At 70.2% G+C, this 15,746-nt stretch carries 13 protein-coding genes; 8 read left to right on the forward strand and 5 right to left on the reverse strand.

Going from position 1 to position 15,746, the window contains the following annotated elements:
* Positions 1 to 119 precede the first annotated feature (119 nt).
* The gene (locus ACGFYQ_RS19620; RefSeq protein WP_393745472.1) at positions 120 to 1,625 is read left to right on the forward strand and encodes a fatty acyl-CoA synthetase; all 1,506 of its coding nucleotides are present in this window, start codon (positions 120 to 122) and stop codon (positions 1,623 to 1,625) included.
* 738 nt (positions 1,626 to 2,363) lie between these two features.
* Here the strand turns inward: ACGFYQ_RS19620 and ACGFYQ_RS19625 are convergent.
* The 3 genes from ACGFYQ_RS19625 to paaK form a co-directional block, all read right to left on the reverse strand.
* Positions 2,364 to 3,230 (reverse strand): oxidoreductase, encoded by an 867-nt coding sequence (locus ACGFYQ_RS19625; RefSeq protein ID WP_393745474.1) that lies wholly within the window; start codon positions 3,228 to 3,230, stop codon positions 2,364 to 2,366.
* 85 nt (positions 3,231 to 3,315) lie between these two features.
* Positions 3,316 to 4,164 carry a YhjD/YihY/BrkB family envelope integrity protein gene (locus ACGFYQ_RS19630; RefSeq protein ID WP_393745476.1) on the reverse strand — a complete coding sequence of 283 codons (849 nt, stop codon included), beginning with the start codon at positions 4,162 to 4,164 and terminating at the stop codon, positions 3,316 to 3,318.
* Positions 4,165 to 4,245: 81 nt separating this feature from the next.
* On the reverse strand, positions 4,246 to 5,580 hold the full coding sequence (paaK, locus tag ACGFYQ_RS19635; RefSeq protein WP_393745478.1) for a phenylacetate--CoA ligase PaaK: 1,335 nt from the start codon (positions 5,578 to 5,580) through the stop codon (positions 4,246 to 4,248).
* Positions 5,581 to 5,687: 107 nt separating this feature from the next.
* On the opposite strand from paaK, the gene ACGFYQ_RS19640 reads away from it, so the two are divergent.
* From ACGFYQ_RS19640 to ACGFYQ_RS19665, 6 genes are all read left to right on the forward strand, one after another.
* Entirely contained in the window at positions 5,688 to 6,548 is an 861-nt protein-coding gene (locus ACGFYQ_RS19640) for an alpha/beta fold hydrolase (protein WP_393745480.1), read from the forward strand.
* A gap of 564 nt (positions 6,549 to 7,112) precedes the next feature.
* Complete coding sequence (locus ACGFYQ_RS19645; RefSeq protein ID WP_393745482.1) at positions 7,113 to 7,895, forward strand: IS5 family transposase; 783 nt, start codon at positions 7,113 to 7,115, stop codon at positions 7,893 to 7,895.
* 478 nt (positions 7,896 to 8,373) lie between these two features.
* A complete protein-coding gene (locus tag ACGFYQ_RS19650; RefSeq protein WP_393745484.1) occupies positions 8,374 to 9,657 on the forward strand; it encodes a sensor histidine kinase in 1,284 nt (427 codons plus the stop codon).
* A gap of 20 nt (positions 9,658 to 9,677) precedes the next feature.
* Positions 9,678 to 10,316, forward strand: coding sequence for a response regulator (locus ACGFYQ_RS19655; RefSeq protein ID WP_393745906.1), 639 nt, complete (start codon positions 9,678 to 9,680; stop codon positions 10,314 to 10,316).
* 261 nt (positions 10,317 to 10,577) lie between these two features.
* Positions 10,578 to 11,810, forward strand: a complete 1,233-nt coding sequence (locus ACGFYQ_RS19660; protein ID WP_393745486.1) for an alpha/beta hydrolase — start codon at positions 10,578 to 10,580, stop codon at positions 11,808 to 11,810.
* A 254-nt stretch (positions 11,811 to 12,064) separates the two neighbouring features.
* Positions 12,065 to 12,847: a VOC family protein gene (locus ACGFYQ_RS19665; RefSeq protein ID WP_361913548.1), complete on the forward strand. Its 783-nt coding sequence runs from the start codon at positions 12,065 to 12,067 to the stop codon at positions 12,845 to 12,847.
* 592 nt (positions 12,848 to 13,439) lie between these two features.
* On the opposite strand, the gene ACGFYQ_RS19670 is transcribed toward ACGFYQ_RS19665, so the two are convergent.
* Positions 13,440 to 14,054 carry a hypothetical protein gene (locus ACGFYQ_RS19670; RefSeq protein ID WP_267010215.1) on the reverse strand — a complete coding sequence of 205 codons (615 nt, stop codon included), beginning with the start codon at positions 14,052 to 14,054 and terminating at the stop codon, positions 13,440 to 13,442.
* Positions 14,055 to 14,320: 266 nt separating this feature from the next.
* Here ACGFYQ_RS19670 and ACGFYQ_RS19675 point away from each other — a divergent pair, with 266 nt between their 5' ends.
* Complete coding sequence (locus ACGFYQ_RS19675; RefSeq protein ID WP_393745908.1) at positions 14,321 to 14,659, forward strand: transposase; 339 nt, start codon at positions 14,321 to 14,323, stop codon at positions 14,657 to 14,659.
* A 75-nt stretch (positions 14,660 to 14,734) separates the two neighbouring features.
* Here the strand turns inward: ACGFYQ_RS19675 and ACGFYQ_RS19680 are convergent, their stop codons facing one another.
* Entirely contained in the window at positions 14,735 to 15,385 is a 651-nt protein-coding gene (locus tag ACGFYQ_RS19680) for a transposase (RefSeq protein WP_393745910.1), read from the reverse strand.
* Positions 15,386 to 15,746: the final 361 nt, after the last annotated feature.

The raw sequence follows: 15,746 nt of genomic DNA on the forward strand, positions 1-15,746 counted from the left end.
CGTGAGACAGGCGGTGCGTCCGTGCCCCCACACTCATGCAGGCAGTCCGATGATCTGTCAACATCCCGTTTGGTATCCCGGTCATTGACCTCGGGCGGTGAGGGGACGAGGATCACGCCATGACGGCAGTGCGGCACAACACGGTCGACGGACTGGTACACGACAGCGCGCGGCGGGTCCCCGGCCGAGTGGCCGTCCGCTACGGCGGGCGGAGCTGGACGTACGCGGAACTCGACGCGGCCGTCACCACCGGGGCCGCCGTCCTGCGGGAGCGGTACGGGCTGGCCGACGGCGACCGCGTCGCCACCTTCGCCCACAACTCCGACGCCTACCTGCTGGCCTTCCTCGCCTGCGCCCGGGCGGGGCTCACGCACGTACCGGTCAACCAGAACCTCATTGGCGAGGACCTCGCGTACATCCTGGACGACTGCACCAGCGCCCTGGTCCTCGCCGATCCGGATCTGGCCGGGCGGATCCCCGACGGGTATCCCGTACGGCCGCTGCGCGACGCACCCGGCTCCTTCCTGGCGGAGCTGACGGAGCCGGCCGAGCCGCTCGCCTTCGAGCCCGACCGCGACCCGACCGTGCTGGCGCAGCTGCTCTACACCTCGGGGACCACCGCCCTGCCCAAGGGCGCGATGATGACGCACAGGGCGCTGGTCCACGAGTACGAGAGCGCGGTCGAGGCGCTGGACCTGTCCGAGGACGACCGGCCGGTGCACTCGCTGCCGCTCTACCATTCGGCGCAGATGCACGTCTTCCTGCTGCCGTACCTGGCGGTGGGCGCGGAGAACACCATCCTGGACGCGCCGGTGGCGGAGCAGATCTTCGACCTGGTGGAGGCGGGGCGGGCGGACAGCCTGTTCGCGCCGCCGACGGTGTGGATCGCCCTGGCCAACCATCCGGAGTTCGCGGTGCGCGAGATGGGCGCGCTGCGCAAGGCGTACTACGGGGCCTCGATCATGCCGGTGCCCGTACTGGAGCGGCTGCGGGAGCGGCTGCCGCGACTCGGCTTCTACAACTGCTTCGGCCAGAGCGAGATCGGACCGCTGGCCACGGTGCTGGGGCCGGACGAGCACGACGGGCGGATGGAGTCCTGCGGGAGGCCGGTGCGGCATGTGGAGGCGAAGGTCGTCGACGAGGACGGCAAGGACCTCCCGGACGGCACGGCGGGCGAGGTGGTCTACCGGTCGCCGCAGCTGTGCCTGGGGTACTGGAACGAACCCGAGGCGACGGAACGGGCCTTCCGGGACGGGTGGTTCCGCTCGGGGGACCTCGCGGTGCGGGACGCGCAGGGGTACTTCACGGTCGTCGACCGGGTGAAGGACGTCATCAACTCCGGCGGAGTGCTGGTGGCCTCACGGCAGGTCGAGGACGTGCTGTACACCCACCCGGGGGTGGCCGAGGCGGCGGTGGTCGGGCTGCCCGACGAGCGGTGGATCGAGGCGGTCACGGCGGTGGTGGTGCCGCGCGGGGAGGTGACGGAGCCGGAGCTGATGGCGTACGCGAGGGAGCGGCTGGCCCACTTCAAGGCCCCCAAGCGGGTGCTGTTCGTGGACGCCCTCCCGCGCAACGCCAGCGGCAAGATCCTCAAGCGCGAACTCCGCGACCGCTTCGCGGGCTGACGCGCCGCCCGGGGGTGCAGCCGGCACACTCTCGGCCGGGCTCCGGCCCCGGGGGCGGAAACGCTCTCGGGCGTCCGCGGCCCGGAACCGCGCTCAGGCGTCCGGCCCGGGGGCGCGGCTCCGACGACCGCGGCCCCCCGGGCCCGTTCGGTCGGTTCCGGGACCGACCGGGGATCACCCGCCGCGCCCGGAAGTCGGGGACGGCGGTGATCCAAGCTGCGGCTCGGGTGGTTGTGGCCGGGGGTCCGCTCGTGCGGCTGCGGCCCCCCGGGCCCGTTCGGTCGGTTGCCCGAACTGACCGCGGATCACCCGCCGTGCGCGGAGCTCGGGGACGGCGGGTGATCCGAGCTACGGCTCGGGCTGTTGTGGCCGGGGGTCCGCTCGTTCGGCTGCGCTCCCCGGCCCGTTCGGTCGGCTGCCGGGATCGACCGGGGATCACCCGCCGTGTCTGGAACGCGGGGATGGCGGTGATGCGAGCTGTGGCTCGGGTGGTTGTGGCCGGGGGTCCGCTCGTGCGGCTGCGGCCCCCGGGCCCGTTCGGCCGGTTGCCGGAACTGACCGCGGATCACCCGCCGTGCCCGGACCTCGGGGACGGCGGTGATCCGAGCTGCGGCTCGGGCTGTTGCGGCCCGGGGCTGCACTGGGGCGGCCACCGGGCATGCTCCGGCGGGCCCGGGCGGGCTGTCCGGGACCGCCGGAACGCGAACCCGGCGGGGCATGGGCCTACCGCGCCGGCGGCTACACGGCGTCGAAGTCCGTGCCCCGGCTGACCGGCTCCCAGGCAAGGGCCTCCGCGCGGGCGGCGTCCGCGTGGGCCGTGATGAAGTCGACCGCGTCGTTGCCCAGCACGAGCCTCAGCGGTGTGCTCTCGGCGTCCAGCGCGGCGAGGATCGCGGCGGCCGCCTTGACCGGGTCGCCCGGCTGATGGCCGTCACTGGCCGGCAGCCCCGCGCGCACCGGGCCGACGACGTCCTCGTAAGCGGGCAGGGCCGTGGTGTGCCGCAGGACGCTTCCGCCCGCGAAGCCCGTACGGAAGGAGCCGGGCTCCACGATCAGCGCCTTGATGCCGAAGGCGGCGACCTCGGCGGCGAGCGCCTCGGTCAGGCCTTCCAGGGCGAACTTCGTCGCGCAGTACGCCCCGACGCCGGGGAAGGCCAGCCGCCCTCCCATGCTGCTCATCTGCACCACGGCACCCGACTTCCGGGCCCGCATGTGCGGCAGCGCGGCCCGCGTGAGCGCCGCCGGGCCGAAGAAGTGCAGCTCCATCAGCTCCCGCAGCTCGGTGTCGGAGGTCTCCTCCACGGCGCCGACCAGACCCCGCCCGGCGTTGTTGACGAGGACGTCGATCCGGCCTAAGCGGTCCACGACTTCCGTGACGACCTCGTCGGCGCGCGCCGTGTCCGTCACGTCCACCGCGATCGGTACGAGGCGCTCCGGGTGGGCGGCGGCCAGCGCGGCGAGGGAGGCGGGGCGGCGGACCGCCGCGACCACGGTGTCCCCGGCCGCGAGCACGGCCTCGGTGAGGGTCAGGCCGAAGCCGGACGAGGCCCCGGTGATCAGCCAGACCCGGCCCTCGGCCTTGGTCTCCCGGTCCTGAACAGACATCAATCCCCCTGTGGGTGAAGGTGTTCGTAGATGGTTCCCGCCCATCCTGGCACCGTCGGCCCGGCCCGGTCAGCCCCTTCCGGGGTCATGAGGGGTGGTCGGAAGGGGGGTCCTCGAAGGGGAGGTGTCCGCTGCGCCGGAGGCGGCGCAGGGTGAAGTGTTCGTGGAGGAGCCGGCCCACGAGGGCTCCGCCGTAGACGACGAAGCCGACCCCGACCAGCCAGGACTGGACGACCAGCAGCGTGCCGAAGGGGCCGTACGTCACGGCGTTCGAGGCGATCAGAGGGGAGAACACCATCTGAGAGAAGACGCGCAGCCCGAGCAGGCCGATGCTGGTGGCCACCGCCCCGGGCACCAGGGCGCGCCACCGGACCCGGCCGCCGAGCAGCATCCGCTGCGAGCCGATGAAGAACAGGCAGGTGCCGAGGAGGTCGCCCACGGTGCCCACGATCGTGCCGATGGCGTCGTTCGACGGCGCGGGGATCGCGACGAGCAGGGCGAGGTAGCAGACCAGCAGGGCGAGCCAGACGACATGCCGCCACATGGTGTGCCAGCGGGCGGTCGGCAGGTCCCAGACCTTCTCGTAGCCGGTCTGCACGGCGGAGCCGAAGGTCAGGCCGAACACGGCCAGGGCGGCCAGACCGAAGGCGGTGGTCCGCTCCAGTGCCAGGTCCGCCGCGCTGAACAGCGTCTCGACCCGGGCCCGCGAGGACTCCGTCACCCCGAGGGCCTGGCCGAGCCAGCGGCCGAAGCCGGAGCCGCTGCCGGGTGCTGCGGCCGCCACGACCACCAGCAGCGGCACCAGGGTGAGGAACCCGAGGGCCGCGAAGCCCATCGCCCGGTGCATCAGCTCCATCTCCCGGCCGCGGCTCCAGGCCAGCCCCGCAGCCGAGCCCTGGAGCCGGTCGTACAGCCGCCGGAAGATCGAGGTCACGCCTCATGCACTACCCGGGTGGGCCCGCCCGCTCCCGGGAGCTGCCCCGAAATAGGCCCGAAGGGGTGGTCAGGGGTGGTTTCATCCGGCTGGCCGTGAGTCCGCTCCTTCTCCTTCGCCGGCGCCGCGGAGGTCCACCAGCCGCTTGATCTTGCCCACCGAGCGCTCCAGGGTCTCCGGCTCGACCACCTCGACCCGGACCGAGACCCCGATCCCCTCCTTGACGGCCCGGACCACCGCGGCGGCCGCGGCCTCCCGCCGGGCGGCGTCCGCCTCCCGGCGCGCCTCCACCCGTACCGTCAGGGCGTCCATCCGGCCCTCCCTCGTCAGCCGCAGCTGGAAGTGGGGAGCCAGCCCGGCCGTCCGCAGGAGGATCTCCTCGATCTGGGTGGGATACAGGTTCACCCCGCGCAGGATGATCATGTCGTCACTGCGACCCGTGACCTTCTCCATCCGGCGGAACGCGGGCCGGGCCGTACCGGGCAGCAGCCGCGTCAGATCCCGGGTGCGGTAGCGGATCACCGGCATGGCCTCCTTGGTGAGGGAGGTGAACACCAGCTCGCCGGTCTCGCCCTCCGGCAGCACCGCGCCCGTCAGCGGATCGACCACCTCCGGGTAGAAGTGGTCCTCCCATATGTGGAGCCCGTCCTTGCTCGACGCGAACTCCTGCGCCACGCCCGGTCCCATCACCTCGGACAGGCCGTAGATGTCCACCGCGTCGATGCCCAGCCGCTCCTCTATCTCCCGGCGCATCTCCTCGGTCCACGGCTCCGCGCCGAAGATCCCGGTCCGGAGCGAGGTGGAGCGCGGATCGATGCCCTGGCGCTCCATCTCGTCCAGCAGGGTCAGCATGTACGAGGGGGTCACCATGATGACCTCCGGCCGGAAGTCCTGGATGAGCCGGACCTGGCGGTCCGTCATCCCGCCCGAGGCGGGCACGACCGTACAGCCGAGCCGCTCGGCGCCGTAGTGCGCGCCGAGGCCGCCCGTGAACAGTCCGTATCCATAGGCGATGTGGACGATCTGGCCGGGTCTGCCGCCCGCGGCGCGTATGGACCGGGCGACGACATCCGCCCAGGTGGAGAGGTCCCCGTCGGTGTACCCGACGACGGTGGGGCGCCCGGTGGTGCCGCTGGAGGCGTGGACGCGGCGCACCTCGGAGCGCGGCACGGCGAACATCCCGAAGGGGTACTGGTCCCGCAGGTCGGCCTTGGTCGTGAAGGGGAACAGGGAGAGATCGGCGAGCGAGCGGCAGTCGTCGGGATGCACGCCGGCCTTGTCGAAGGCCTGCCGGTAGAACGGCACCCGGTCGTAGACGCGGTGCAGGGTCGCGCGCAGCCGCGTCAGCTGGAGGGCGGCCAGTTCGTCGCCGCTCAGCCGCTCGCCTTCGTCGTGGAGATCCGCGTATGCCGCCATGCCGTCACCTCATCGTGAGTCAACCGACCGATCATTCGGTAGATTGCCAGGACCTGGCCCGGTAAATCAATGACTCGAACGAGTGATCGTCTGATGTGATGGCCCGCATGCCTACGTTCACCACCTACGACGGAACCGAGCTCGCCTACCACCTCCGCGGCGAGGGCGAGCCGCTCGTCTGCCTTCCGGGCGGCGCCATGCGCGCCTCGGAGTACCTGGGGGACCTCGGCGGGCTCACCGCGAGCCGCCGTCTCGTCCTGCTCGACCTGCGCGGCACGGGCGACTCCGCGATACCGGAGGACGAGTCCACGTACCGCGTCGACCACCAGGTCGCCGATGTCGAGGCGCTGCGGGAACACCTGGGCCTGGAGCGCATGGACCTCCTCGCGCACTCCGCCGGCGGCAACCTGGCCCAGCTGTACGCGGCCGCGCATCCCCGGCGGGTGGGCCGGGTCGTCCTCGTCACCCCGACCGCGTGGGCGGTGGACCTCCCCGTCACCACGGAGCACCGGCTGGAAGCGGCGCGGCTGCGGGCCGGGAGCGAGCCCTACGACACGGCCATCGCGGCCTACGAGCGGATCCTGGCGGGCGACGGCCCCGGAGGGCGCGGCGAGGAGGAGTGGGACCTGGCCGCGCCGCTGTTCCACGGCCGCTGGGACGAGGAGGTCCAGGCGCACTGGGCGGCGGGAGAGCACCAGCAGAACGGGAAGGCGGCCGAGGCGTTCGCGGGGCCCGGCGCGTTCGATCCGCCCGCCACCCGGGCGGGGCTCCGCCGGGTGGAGGGCGAGGTCCTGGTCCTGGCCGCGGAGCTGGACGGCAATCCCCGGCCCGCGCTGGCGGCCGAGCTCGCCGCGCTGTTCCCGCGGGGCGCGGTCGACGTCCAGCCCCGGGCCTGTCACTTCCCGTGGCTGGACGACCCGGAGTGGTTCGCGGCCCGGGTGGAGCGGTTCCTGTCGTCCGGGGCCTGACGCCGTCGCCTCCTGCGCTGGGTGGGCGGGCGCGCCTCAAGGACCTGGGGCTCCGCCCCAGACCCCGCGCCTCAAACGCCGGCGGGGCTGGATTTTTGTCCGGGCTGGGTGGGTGGGCCCCGCCGGGCGGGGGGCCCCCCCCCCCCCCCCCCCCCCCCCCCCGGGGGGGGGGGTTTTTTTTGGGGGGGGGGGGGGGGGGGCCCGTGCCTTAAGGATCTGGGGCTCTGTCCCGGATCCCGGGCCTCAAGCGTCGGCGGGGCTGGGTTTGGCCCGGGCTGGCTGGGTGGGCGTGTCTTAGAGGCCGTTGCCCTATCGATCACGACGAACGTTGGTTCGGGTGTGGCGGCTCGGTCGGGTGATCTTCTGGTGAGCCGGGCATGAAAGCAGGGCCTCCCGCACAGCTCGTGGGTGTCGAGTCCAGAGCAAGTAGGAGGCCCTGCGTGGTGCAGTCTTCCGTGTCGGCGTCCGCGGAGTCCAACTCGCCTGCCCGGTCGTGTGATTGTCTCGCGCATGTACGGGAACGCGAGTGATCGTCCAAGCCGGGAGCCCCGGTATCCGTCGGACATGAGCGACGCGGAGTGGGAGGTCGTGCGCGACGCGTTGCCGGTGCCGGGGTGGCTGGAGGGCCGGGGCGGTCAGCCGGAGGGCTATTGTCACCGGCAGATGCTCGACGCTGTCCGCTACCTGGTCGCGGGTGGCATCACGTGGCGTGCGATGCCCGCGGACTTCCCCGCCTGGGACCGCGTCTACGCATTCTTCCGGCGCTGGCGCGACAAGGGCTGGACCGGTGAACTGCACGACCGGCTCCGCGACCGGATCCGTGAGGCCGCCGGCCGCGACACCGAGCCGACAGCGGGCATCATCGACGCCCAGTCGGTGAAAGGCGCCTCGTCGGTGCCGGCCGCAAGCCGAGGCTTCGACGGCGGGAAGAAGGTCAACGGACGCAAGCGGCACATCGTGGTGGACACTCTCGGGCTGCTGCTGACCGTGATGGTCACCGCCGCGTCCGTCACCGACCGCGAGGCCGGTCAGAGGCTGCCGGCCCGGCTGCGCGAGCGGCACTGGCGCATCACGCTGGTCTGGGCCGACGGCGGCTACACCGGCCACCTGGTCGACCTCGCCCGCAACGTGTTGAGGATCGCGCTGACGGTGGTCAAACGCAGTGACGACGTTTACGGGTTCGTCGTACTGCCCAAGAGGTGGCTGGTGGAGCGCACGTTCGCGTGGCTGATGCGCTCACGCCGCCTGGCCCGCGACTACGAGCGTCGCACCGACACCGCCGAGGCGATGATCCGGTGGTCGATGAGCATGGTCATGAGCCGCCGCCTCGCCCGGCGACGGCACTGAACATCCCCGGGCTTTCCTCAGGCACGAAGCCATGAGCGGCTTCCGGCAACGACGCTACGAACCCGCCCTCGTAGCCCGCGTCCCACCACAGGGGGCACCTGCGCTGTAGCCCCGAGACGGTACGGGGGCCAGGCCCCCGATACGTCGCCGTGTCACCCTCGTCCCCCTGGGGAGCTACATCGGATACGGCTCTCCAGCAGGATGCTGACCAGGAAGTTCCGCCGTAGCGTCGCTCTGGCGACCATCTGGAAGGGAAGTGTCATGGGCGAGCAGAAACCGATCTGCCCAGCCGCGCCGGGGTCTGCTGGCCATCCGGCTCGCACGCTCCTGTGGATGCCGCTTGCGCCTGCCCCGGAACGGCACGCACCTGTTCGGCCTTCGGCCGTGCACCGTGAGCCCGGGCTCGGGCCCGGCACGATTGCTGCACGCCTGACTTGCGGATCCCACCGGAGTACTCACGATGTCCGACAATGATCGCGTGCCTGAGACGACCGTCCCCACGGCGGACCGCCCCACCCTCCCTTACACGGTCAACACGGCTACTGGCCTGCGCATCTTGCGAGCCGACCTGGTCACCACATGCGCCCGTCCCATGCCACCGCTGGCCTGGCCCCGCTGGCTGCGCTGGCTGCCCCACATCCTGGTGTGCCTCACCGCCACCCTGATAGCCGCGGCGGCCGACATGACGGCTCCGGTCATGGGAAGCGCGGATGCGGCCACGCTGGTGGTCGCACTGCGGTGGCCGGCACCCGCCTGGTGGCTGTCGACGGCAGTCCTCACCGGCATCACGCTGGAGTATCCGCCTGCCCAAGACGGGCAGCTTTACGTGTGGATGGTGCACGCGGGCGTCCTCTTCCTCCTCACGCTGCGGGTGTGCTTGTTGTCCGCAGTCACCGCGGCGGTACTGAGCGCCCTGCTGGCTGTGATCCTGAAGCTGTCCGGCTGCGCTGTCGACTCATGGAAGGTGATCGTCGGGGCGCTTTCGTTGTTCGGTCTGGCCGTGCTCATCGGTGCCGTGGCCCGCGGCCGCCGCCAGGACCATTCACGCCTCACCAAGCAGATCGCCGCCACCGCCCAAGAACGGGCGCTGCGCACCGTCCTGGAGGAACGCACCCGGATCGCGCGCGAGTTGCATGACGTCGTGGCCCACCACATGTCGCTCATCTCCATCCAGGCCGATGCCGCGCCCTACCGGGTGCAGAACCCCCCACCGGAGCTGGTCACCGAGCTGGCCTCGATCCGCACCACCGCACTGGAGGGGCTGGCTGAACTGAGTCACTTGCTTGGCCTGCTGCGATCGGATGCCGACGACAGCACGACCGGCACCAGCCCGCAGCCCTCCCTCGCACAGCTCGATGCGCTCCTCGGCAGCGTGCGCGCCGCCGGTCTGCACGCCACCATCCGGATCGAAGGCACGGTCCGCCCGCTGTCGCCGGGCGTGGAACTGTCGGCCTACCGCATCATTCAGGAAGCCCTCAGCAACGTCCTGCGCCATGCCCCCGGAGCCGGGACAAGCATCGAACTCACCTATACGCGGGACGCTCTGTGCCTGCGCGTCCTCAACGGCCCTGCCACGCTTCCGGCCGGCACCTCGCCCGGATCCGGGCACGGCCTCACCGGCATGCGGGAGCGCACCGCGATGCTCGGCGGCGACTTGGCCATCGGCCCCACCCCCGACGGCGGATACGAGGTCACCGCCACCCTGCCCGACCCCGCCTCGCCCGCCACCAGCAAGGAGATCGACCAGTGGCCATCCGCGTAGTCATCGCCGACGACCAGGCCATGGTCCGGGAAGCCTTCTCCATCCTGCTCGGCGCCCAGCCCGACATCGAAGTCGTCGCCACCGCCGAAGACGGCGCTCAGGCCGTCGAGCGGGCCGGAGAACTGACACCCGACGTGATCGTGATGGACATCCGGATGCCGGGCATGGACGGCATCGAGGCCACCCGCCAGATCGCCTCCCGCCCTGGTACAGCAACGAAGATCCTCATCCTGACCACCTTCAACCTCGACGAATATGTGTACGAGGCGCTGCGCTCTGGGGCTTCCGGATTTCTCCTCAAAAGCGCCTCCGGAGTCCAGCTCGCGGAAGCCGTACGAGTACTGGCCCGGGGCGAAGCCCTTCTGGCCCCGGACATCACCAAACGGCTCATCGCGGAGTTCTCCCGTGTGAGCCCCGCCGCCAAGCGGCCGACCGGGGTGCGCATCGACGCCCTCACCAACCGCGAGACCGAAGTCCTCGCACACGTGGCCCAGGGCCTGTCCAACGCCGAAATCGCCCAGAAACTGGTCGTTTCCGAAGAGACGGTCAAGACCCACTTCGGCCGCATCCTACGCAAACTGCAACTACGCGACCGCACCCAGGCCGCCATCTTCGCCTACGAAACCGGCCTGATCACCCCCGGCAACGCCCCCCGCTGAAAACGCCGCATTGCCCCGTGCGCACCCCTACACGCCCACGCCATCCCGGATCCAGGCCCCACCCGCGCATGGGTGATGGGAACCGGCGGAATTTCAGGGATTTCCATCATGCTGCTCCCGGACCCGCGTAGTTCTGGAGGGCTACGCCGCAGGATGGCTCCTGCGGGGGACGCAGAGGACTGCCCCGGAACGCCAATCTCGTGGTGTCCAGCACGGAGGCTTAGTCCGCCTCCCGCACACCCATTCCCAAGGAACACCACCATGTTCACAAACCGACGCCCGGCCGCTTTGCCGGCGGCCATCCCTCCCGGCAGGGTCAAGAGGACGCTGCGCGTCGTGGTCGCTCTGATCGCTTCCGTCGTGGCCTTCGTGACCACCACGATAATGCTGGGTGCATACTTTCCGGCGATCCCCAAGGCCGGTGTGATCGGTCCAGTGCTCGGCGGCCAGTACCCCTTCCACATAGCCATCCTCGCTCTAGTCGGCGTCCTCCTGGGAGCCTTGGCCTGGCGCAGCGGCCTGGCGCGCTGGAGCCGCGTCCTCACCGCGGTCACCACGCTGTCCATCGTGGCCGCGCTGGCCATCGGCGGCATCCAGTTCAGTGCCGCACAGAAGGCGGGTACGAAGGTGTCCTTCGGCGAGATCTTCAGTCAGCTCGCCTACCCCAACGCCACCCCGGACACGACCCAGGTGTACGCCGCCCGCGACGGCCAGGCGCTCAAGGCTGACCTGTACCTGCCCAAGCACAGCCGGAACAGCAAGGTGCCGGCCATCCTCCTTGCCCATGCCGGAGGCTTCCGCACCTTCGACAAGAGCGACCTGCGCGGTACGGGACGCTGGCTGGCCGACCACGGTGTGGCGGCCATCGCCGTCGACTACAGCCTGGCCACCCCCAGCCGACCCACCTGGAACGCCGCCCCGCAAGACCTGCTATCCGCCCTGAGGTGGGTGCAGGACCACGCCGACGAGTACAGCGTCGACCTCTCCCGCATCTCCATGGGCGGCATGTCCGCCGGTGGCACTCTCGCCATGAACACCGCCTACCGCCTCCAGAACGGCACGATCCATGCCACCGACGGCCCCACCCCCACGCCCCCGTCCTCCGTCGTCGGCTTCTACCCCGGCACAGACGTCACCCAGATGTGGAAAGACAACGTTTCAGGCTCCCGCGAGGCCGCAGAACTCTTCACCGGCGGTACCCCTGACCAGTACCCCGAGCGCTACCGCGAAGTCTCCCCGACCACCGACATCCGAAAAGGCCTGCAACGCACGCTGCTCGTCGTGGGCGACCGCGACCGCAGCGCCCGTCCCGAAACCATCAAGGGCTTTGCCGCATCACTCCGAGCCGACGGCGTAGACACCACATTCAAGGAACTGCCCTTCGCCGAACACGCCTTCGACGACGCCTACGGCAGCCTCACTTCGCAAACCAGCCGCCAGATCCTCCTCGACTTCCTCACCAAGGGCAACCTGCAGACCCGCCCCTCTTTGTGAACCGTTCCGGGTTCAGTAGAGACTCGATTCCATGAAAGGATCGAGTCATGGCTCGCCCTTCCTCCTATCCCCTTGAGCTGCGCAAACGAGCGGTCCGACGCCCCAGATACCCGGTCCCGCCGCCCGATCTCCCCGCGGTCCGACCGGGGTTCCACGCCCAGATCTCCCGCACCGGCGCGCGAACACCCTGAACTCCTCGCCGACGTTCACCGGTTCGCGTCCGTGCTGCTTCCCCACACCGACGAGGAGCCGCGATGCCGCGCCGCCTTTCCTATCGCCAGGGCACGCCCAATTGGGTGGAACTGCTGACCACCGACCCGGAGGGGGCTCGGTCCTTCTACGGCCGGCTGTTTCACTGGGAGTTCGAAGAGCGACCGATGTACGGGGGCTCGGCCTGCTCGGTGGCGGTCATGAACGACGGCGTGGTCGCCGCCCTGGTCTCTCCAGCCCCTGGCACGGCGACGCAGGAAACCTCTGCGACCTGGCGGACCTACCTCGCCGTCGATGACGTCGACGCCACGGCGACCGGCTTCGAGGCGGCCGGCGGCCGGCTGCTGACGCCGCCGGTCGATGCCCTGGAATCCGGCCGGGTCGCGTTCGGGGAGGATGTCATCGGAGTGGGGGTCGGCCTGTGGCAGGCGAAGGACCACATCGGCGCCACGGTGGTCAACGAGCCCGGCGCCTTCATCTGGAGTGAGCTCATGACCCCCCGCACGGAGGCGGCGGCGGCGTTCTACGAGCAGGTCTTCGGCCTCACCACGACGACCGTCGATCTGGCCGGCACCCCCTTCACGGGCTTCACGGTGGGCGGGGAGATGATCGGCGGGCTCATCCCTCCGCAGCGCGAGGGCGTCCAGCCTCGCTGGATCGTCTACTTCTGCGTCGCGGACGTCGACGAGGCCGTCGAGCGCGTCGGGAAACTCGGCGGAGCCGTCGTTCACGGTCCGATCGACACCCCCGTCGGGCCGTTGGCTGCGCTGCGCGACCCGCAGGGAGCAGCGTTCAGCATCTGGGCCTTCAACGGGGAGACACAGTAACAACGACCCCGCAAGGTGTCGATCTCCGCACGGGGGGTGAAGGCATCGCCGGGAGGTTGCCGTCAGTGAGCAGCGGGCGTGTCCAGCCAACGGGACAGACCCATCGTCCGAAGCGATGGAAGAGCTGGAATTGCTGCTCCTTCGGGCAGGGAGCCTGCGGCCCAGGGCGTTCGAGTGCGCCAGGAGTTCGTGGTCCGTGCACCAACGAGGCTCCCCGGCGGAAGAGTCGAGAGTCAGACGTCTCGCTCAACCGCCGGGGAGCCTTATCCGTTCTGCGTCGAAAACGGGCGTGGCAGCCGCGGCCGGCCGCGCGTCCAGGGCGTGGGAGGCGGGAGCGGCGCCGAGCACAGACAGGACAGCGAGGACGAACGCGGGCAGGCCGCGCCTCATCAGGTTCTTGATCACATGAGTGGGTCTAGCGCGGCCCTCGTGGTCTGCGACAGGGCGTGAGCAGCCAACTCACCCGTGTGGGCGGCTGGATTCACCGCGGAAACGATCACTTCGCCCACACCAGCGCCGAACGCGACAGGACATTCACGCCAGGCAGGGACTGGAACCGCAGCATCAACCACCGCGCCGGTCCCCGGTCCGGTCAGTGGAACACGACGGCGCGACCGGTGGCGATGCTCGTGCGGCACACCTGGTACAGCTGGTGCCAGGCGGACCTCTCCATGTCGAAGAGGTCATCGGATGCGGTGTCCAGGCGGGCCCTCTCCTCGTCTGAGAGGTGCCGGTCCCGGTCGAGCCGGACTCCGATGGCGGGAGCGAAGCCGCACAGTTCGGCGAGCAGCTGCTGACTGGAACCGACCATCCCGCCGCCCTCCACCTGCTTCTCCGCCGGCAGGAAGAGTGGATCGTCAAAGTCGACCGGCACGTAGAAGCCCGCACTGTCCGAGTGGCACAGCAGGTGGGAGCTCATCATCGTTGACTCGTCGAAGACCTTGTCCTCGTCGCGTTCGTACTGCTCAGCGCTGGTGGCCGATGCGGGCGTGACGGACTCGCCCCGGGCCGCCAGCACGAAGACGCGGCGCAGGTGGTGCAGGTGGCTGGTGGGGAAACTGATGAAACGCAGACGTGACGGCTCGTCCAACGCCGGCTCCTGCCAGACGATTCCCTCATCGGCCAAGGCCCGGCTGAGAAGGTCGAATCTCTCCTGCCAGCGTACGAGCGCCTCGTGCTCCTCGACGCCGGCCATGTTCTGAAGCATGCCAACCGAAATATGAAGTCCCATGGCCGGAAGGCTAGACGCCGGCTCTGACAGTCACGGCAGCAACCGTCGAGCGGCGGTCTCGGCGCCGTCACTCGCACCGCTTCGACGACGAGCGCGGCGTTGACCTATCGATCTTGAGTGCGATGTGATCGAAAGTGGCTGCCGGGGCGAGTGAACCTGGTCGTGACCGTGCATGAGGACAGGGCCCCTGGCGCAGTTCGGAGTTGCTGAGACGCCGATCGCACCTGGAGGCCCGGTTGTCTATGTTGTACGCGGTCGAGGGCGAGGATCTCAACTCGTCCGTCGTGTCGTGCGATTGCCTCGCTCACCGGTTCGGGAACGCGGCCGATCAGCCCGACCGGGCGCCGGCGTACGGCACGGATCTGACGGATGCCGAGTGGCAGGAGATCCGTCCGCTGCTGCCGGTGCCGGCATGGCTGGAGGGCCGGGGCGGACGTCCGGAGGGCTACTGCCACCGCCAGATGCTCGACGCCGTCTTCTACGTCCTGGACAACGGGATCAAGTGGCGAGCGATGCCGGTGGACTTCCCGGCCTGGGACCGGGTCACGCCTTCTTCCGCCGATGGCGGGAGACCGGGCTGATCGCCGAGTTCCACGACCGGCTGCGCGGGAAGGTCCGCGAGAGGGTGGGTCGGGAAACGGAGCCGACGGCTGCGGTCACCGACTCGCAGTCCGTGAAGGCCGACGCGGTCGTCGGCGCCGGCAGTCGGGGCTACGACGGCGGGAGGAAGACATCCGATGCGAAGAACACGTAAAGCGGCAAGGGCAAGACGGGGCTCTTGAGCGTTCGGGAAGGCCACGGCCTCGTTGAACGGGACGCGGTGAGACAGGTAGTGGTGCAGGCAGCCGATCATCCGGTTGAAGAGGTTTCTCTGCGCGGCCGTGTGGCGGTCTCCGGCCTCTCGTCGGCGGTCGTAGTGGGCCCGTGCTCCGTCCGAATGGGCCATCGCCGAGAAGGCCCACATGTAGCCGACACCGGCCAGTCTCTGGTTCTTGACCCTGCGGGCCGCGACGGGACACGCTTTTGCCGGAGGCTCTGGTGACCGGGGCGGATCCCGCGTACGCCTTCAGACCTCTGGCGTCGGCGAACCGGGTCCGGTCGTCGCCGATCTCGGCCAGAACCCGAGCCCCGCTCAGCGGGCCCAGGCCGGGAAAGCTGGTGATGATCTCGGCATCGGCATGGGCTTCGAACGCCTGCACTGAGGCTTCGGCGAGATCATCGGCGCTCGCGCACGCCGCCTCCAGCTGCCGCAGCAGCGCAAGTGCCTGTCGGCCCATGGCCTCCTCGACCAGGGGGAGATGGTGCATCTGCGGAGCTCGGAGCGCGTTGTGCAGACGCTCGACCTCCCCGTCGATGGTGTTCTTACGACCGGCCTTCTTCAGCACGGTCCGCAGCTGGGACCGGGTAAGTTTGGCTGCTTGGCGTGGGGTGGGCGCCGCGGCCAGGAGAGCCCGGGCTATGGGGTGGTAGATGCCCTCACGTCGGTGGCCGGCGGCGGCCAGGTAGGGCTTTGGAGGAGATATGCCCGAAGGGCGCCCCCGCGGGGGCGCCCTTCGGGCATATCTCCTCCAAAGCCCAGCGGTCTGTTTACGAATCGTCTTGCCGCCGTTGAATACGGACAGTGATGATAGGGGTGAGAGTGCTGCTGGCCGGAGAAGGCGGGCGCGA

The sequence above is a fragment of the Streptomyces sp. NPDC048258 genome, assembly GCF_043201995.1.
Lineage (GTDB): Bacteria > Actinomycetota > Actinomycetes > Streptomycetales > Streptomycetaceae > Streptomyces.

Bases quoted from the DNA above. Each gene is read 5' to 3' on its own strand.
- ACGFYQ_RS19620 (WP_393745472.1), top strand. From the start codon at position 120: ATGACGGCAGTGCGGCACAACACGGTCGACGGACTGGTACACGACAGC.
- ACGFYQ_RS19625 (WP_393745474.1), bottom strand. From the start codon at position 3,230: ATGTCTGTTCAGGACCGGGAGACCAAGGCCGAGGGCCGGGTCTGGCTG.
- paaK (WP_393745478.1), bottom strand. From the start codon at position 5,580: ATGGCGGCATACGCGGATCTCCACGACGAAGGCGAGCGGCTGAGCGGC.
- ACGFYQ_RS19640 (WP_393745480.1), top strand. From the start codon at position 5,688: ATGCCTACGTTCACCACCTACGACGGAACCGAGCTCGCCTACCACCTC.
- ACGFYQ_RS19645 (WP_393745482.1), top strand. From the start codon at position 7,113: ATGAGCGACGCGGAGTGGGAGGTCGTGCGCGACGCGTTGCCGGTGCCG.
- ACGFYQ_RS19655 (WP_393745906.1), top strand. From the start codon at position 9,678: ATGGTCCGGGAAGCCTTCTCCATCCTGCTCGGCGCCCAGCCCGACATC.
- ACGFYQ_RS19660 (WP_393745486.1), top strand. From the start codon at position 10,578: ATGTTCACAAACCGACGCCCGGCCGCTTTGCCGGCGGCCATCCCTCCC.
- ACGFYQ_RS19665 (WP_361913548.1), top strand. From the start codon at position 12,065: ATGCCGCGCCGCCTTTCCTATCGCCAGGGCACGCCCAATTGGGTGGAA.
- ACGFYQ_RS19670 (WP_267010215.1), bottom strand. From the start codon at position 14,054: ATGCTTCAGAACATGGCCGGCGTCGAGGAGCACGAGGCGCTCGTACGC.
- ACGFYQ_RS19675 (WP_393745908.1), top strand. From the start codon at position 14,321: ATGTTGTACGCGGTCGAGGGCGAGGATCTCAACTCGTCCGTCGTGTCG.
- ACGFYQ_RS19680 (WP_393745910.1), bottom strand. From the start codon at position 15,385: ATGCACCATCTCCCCCTGGTCGAGGAGGCCATGGGCCGACAGGCACTT.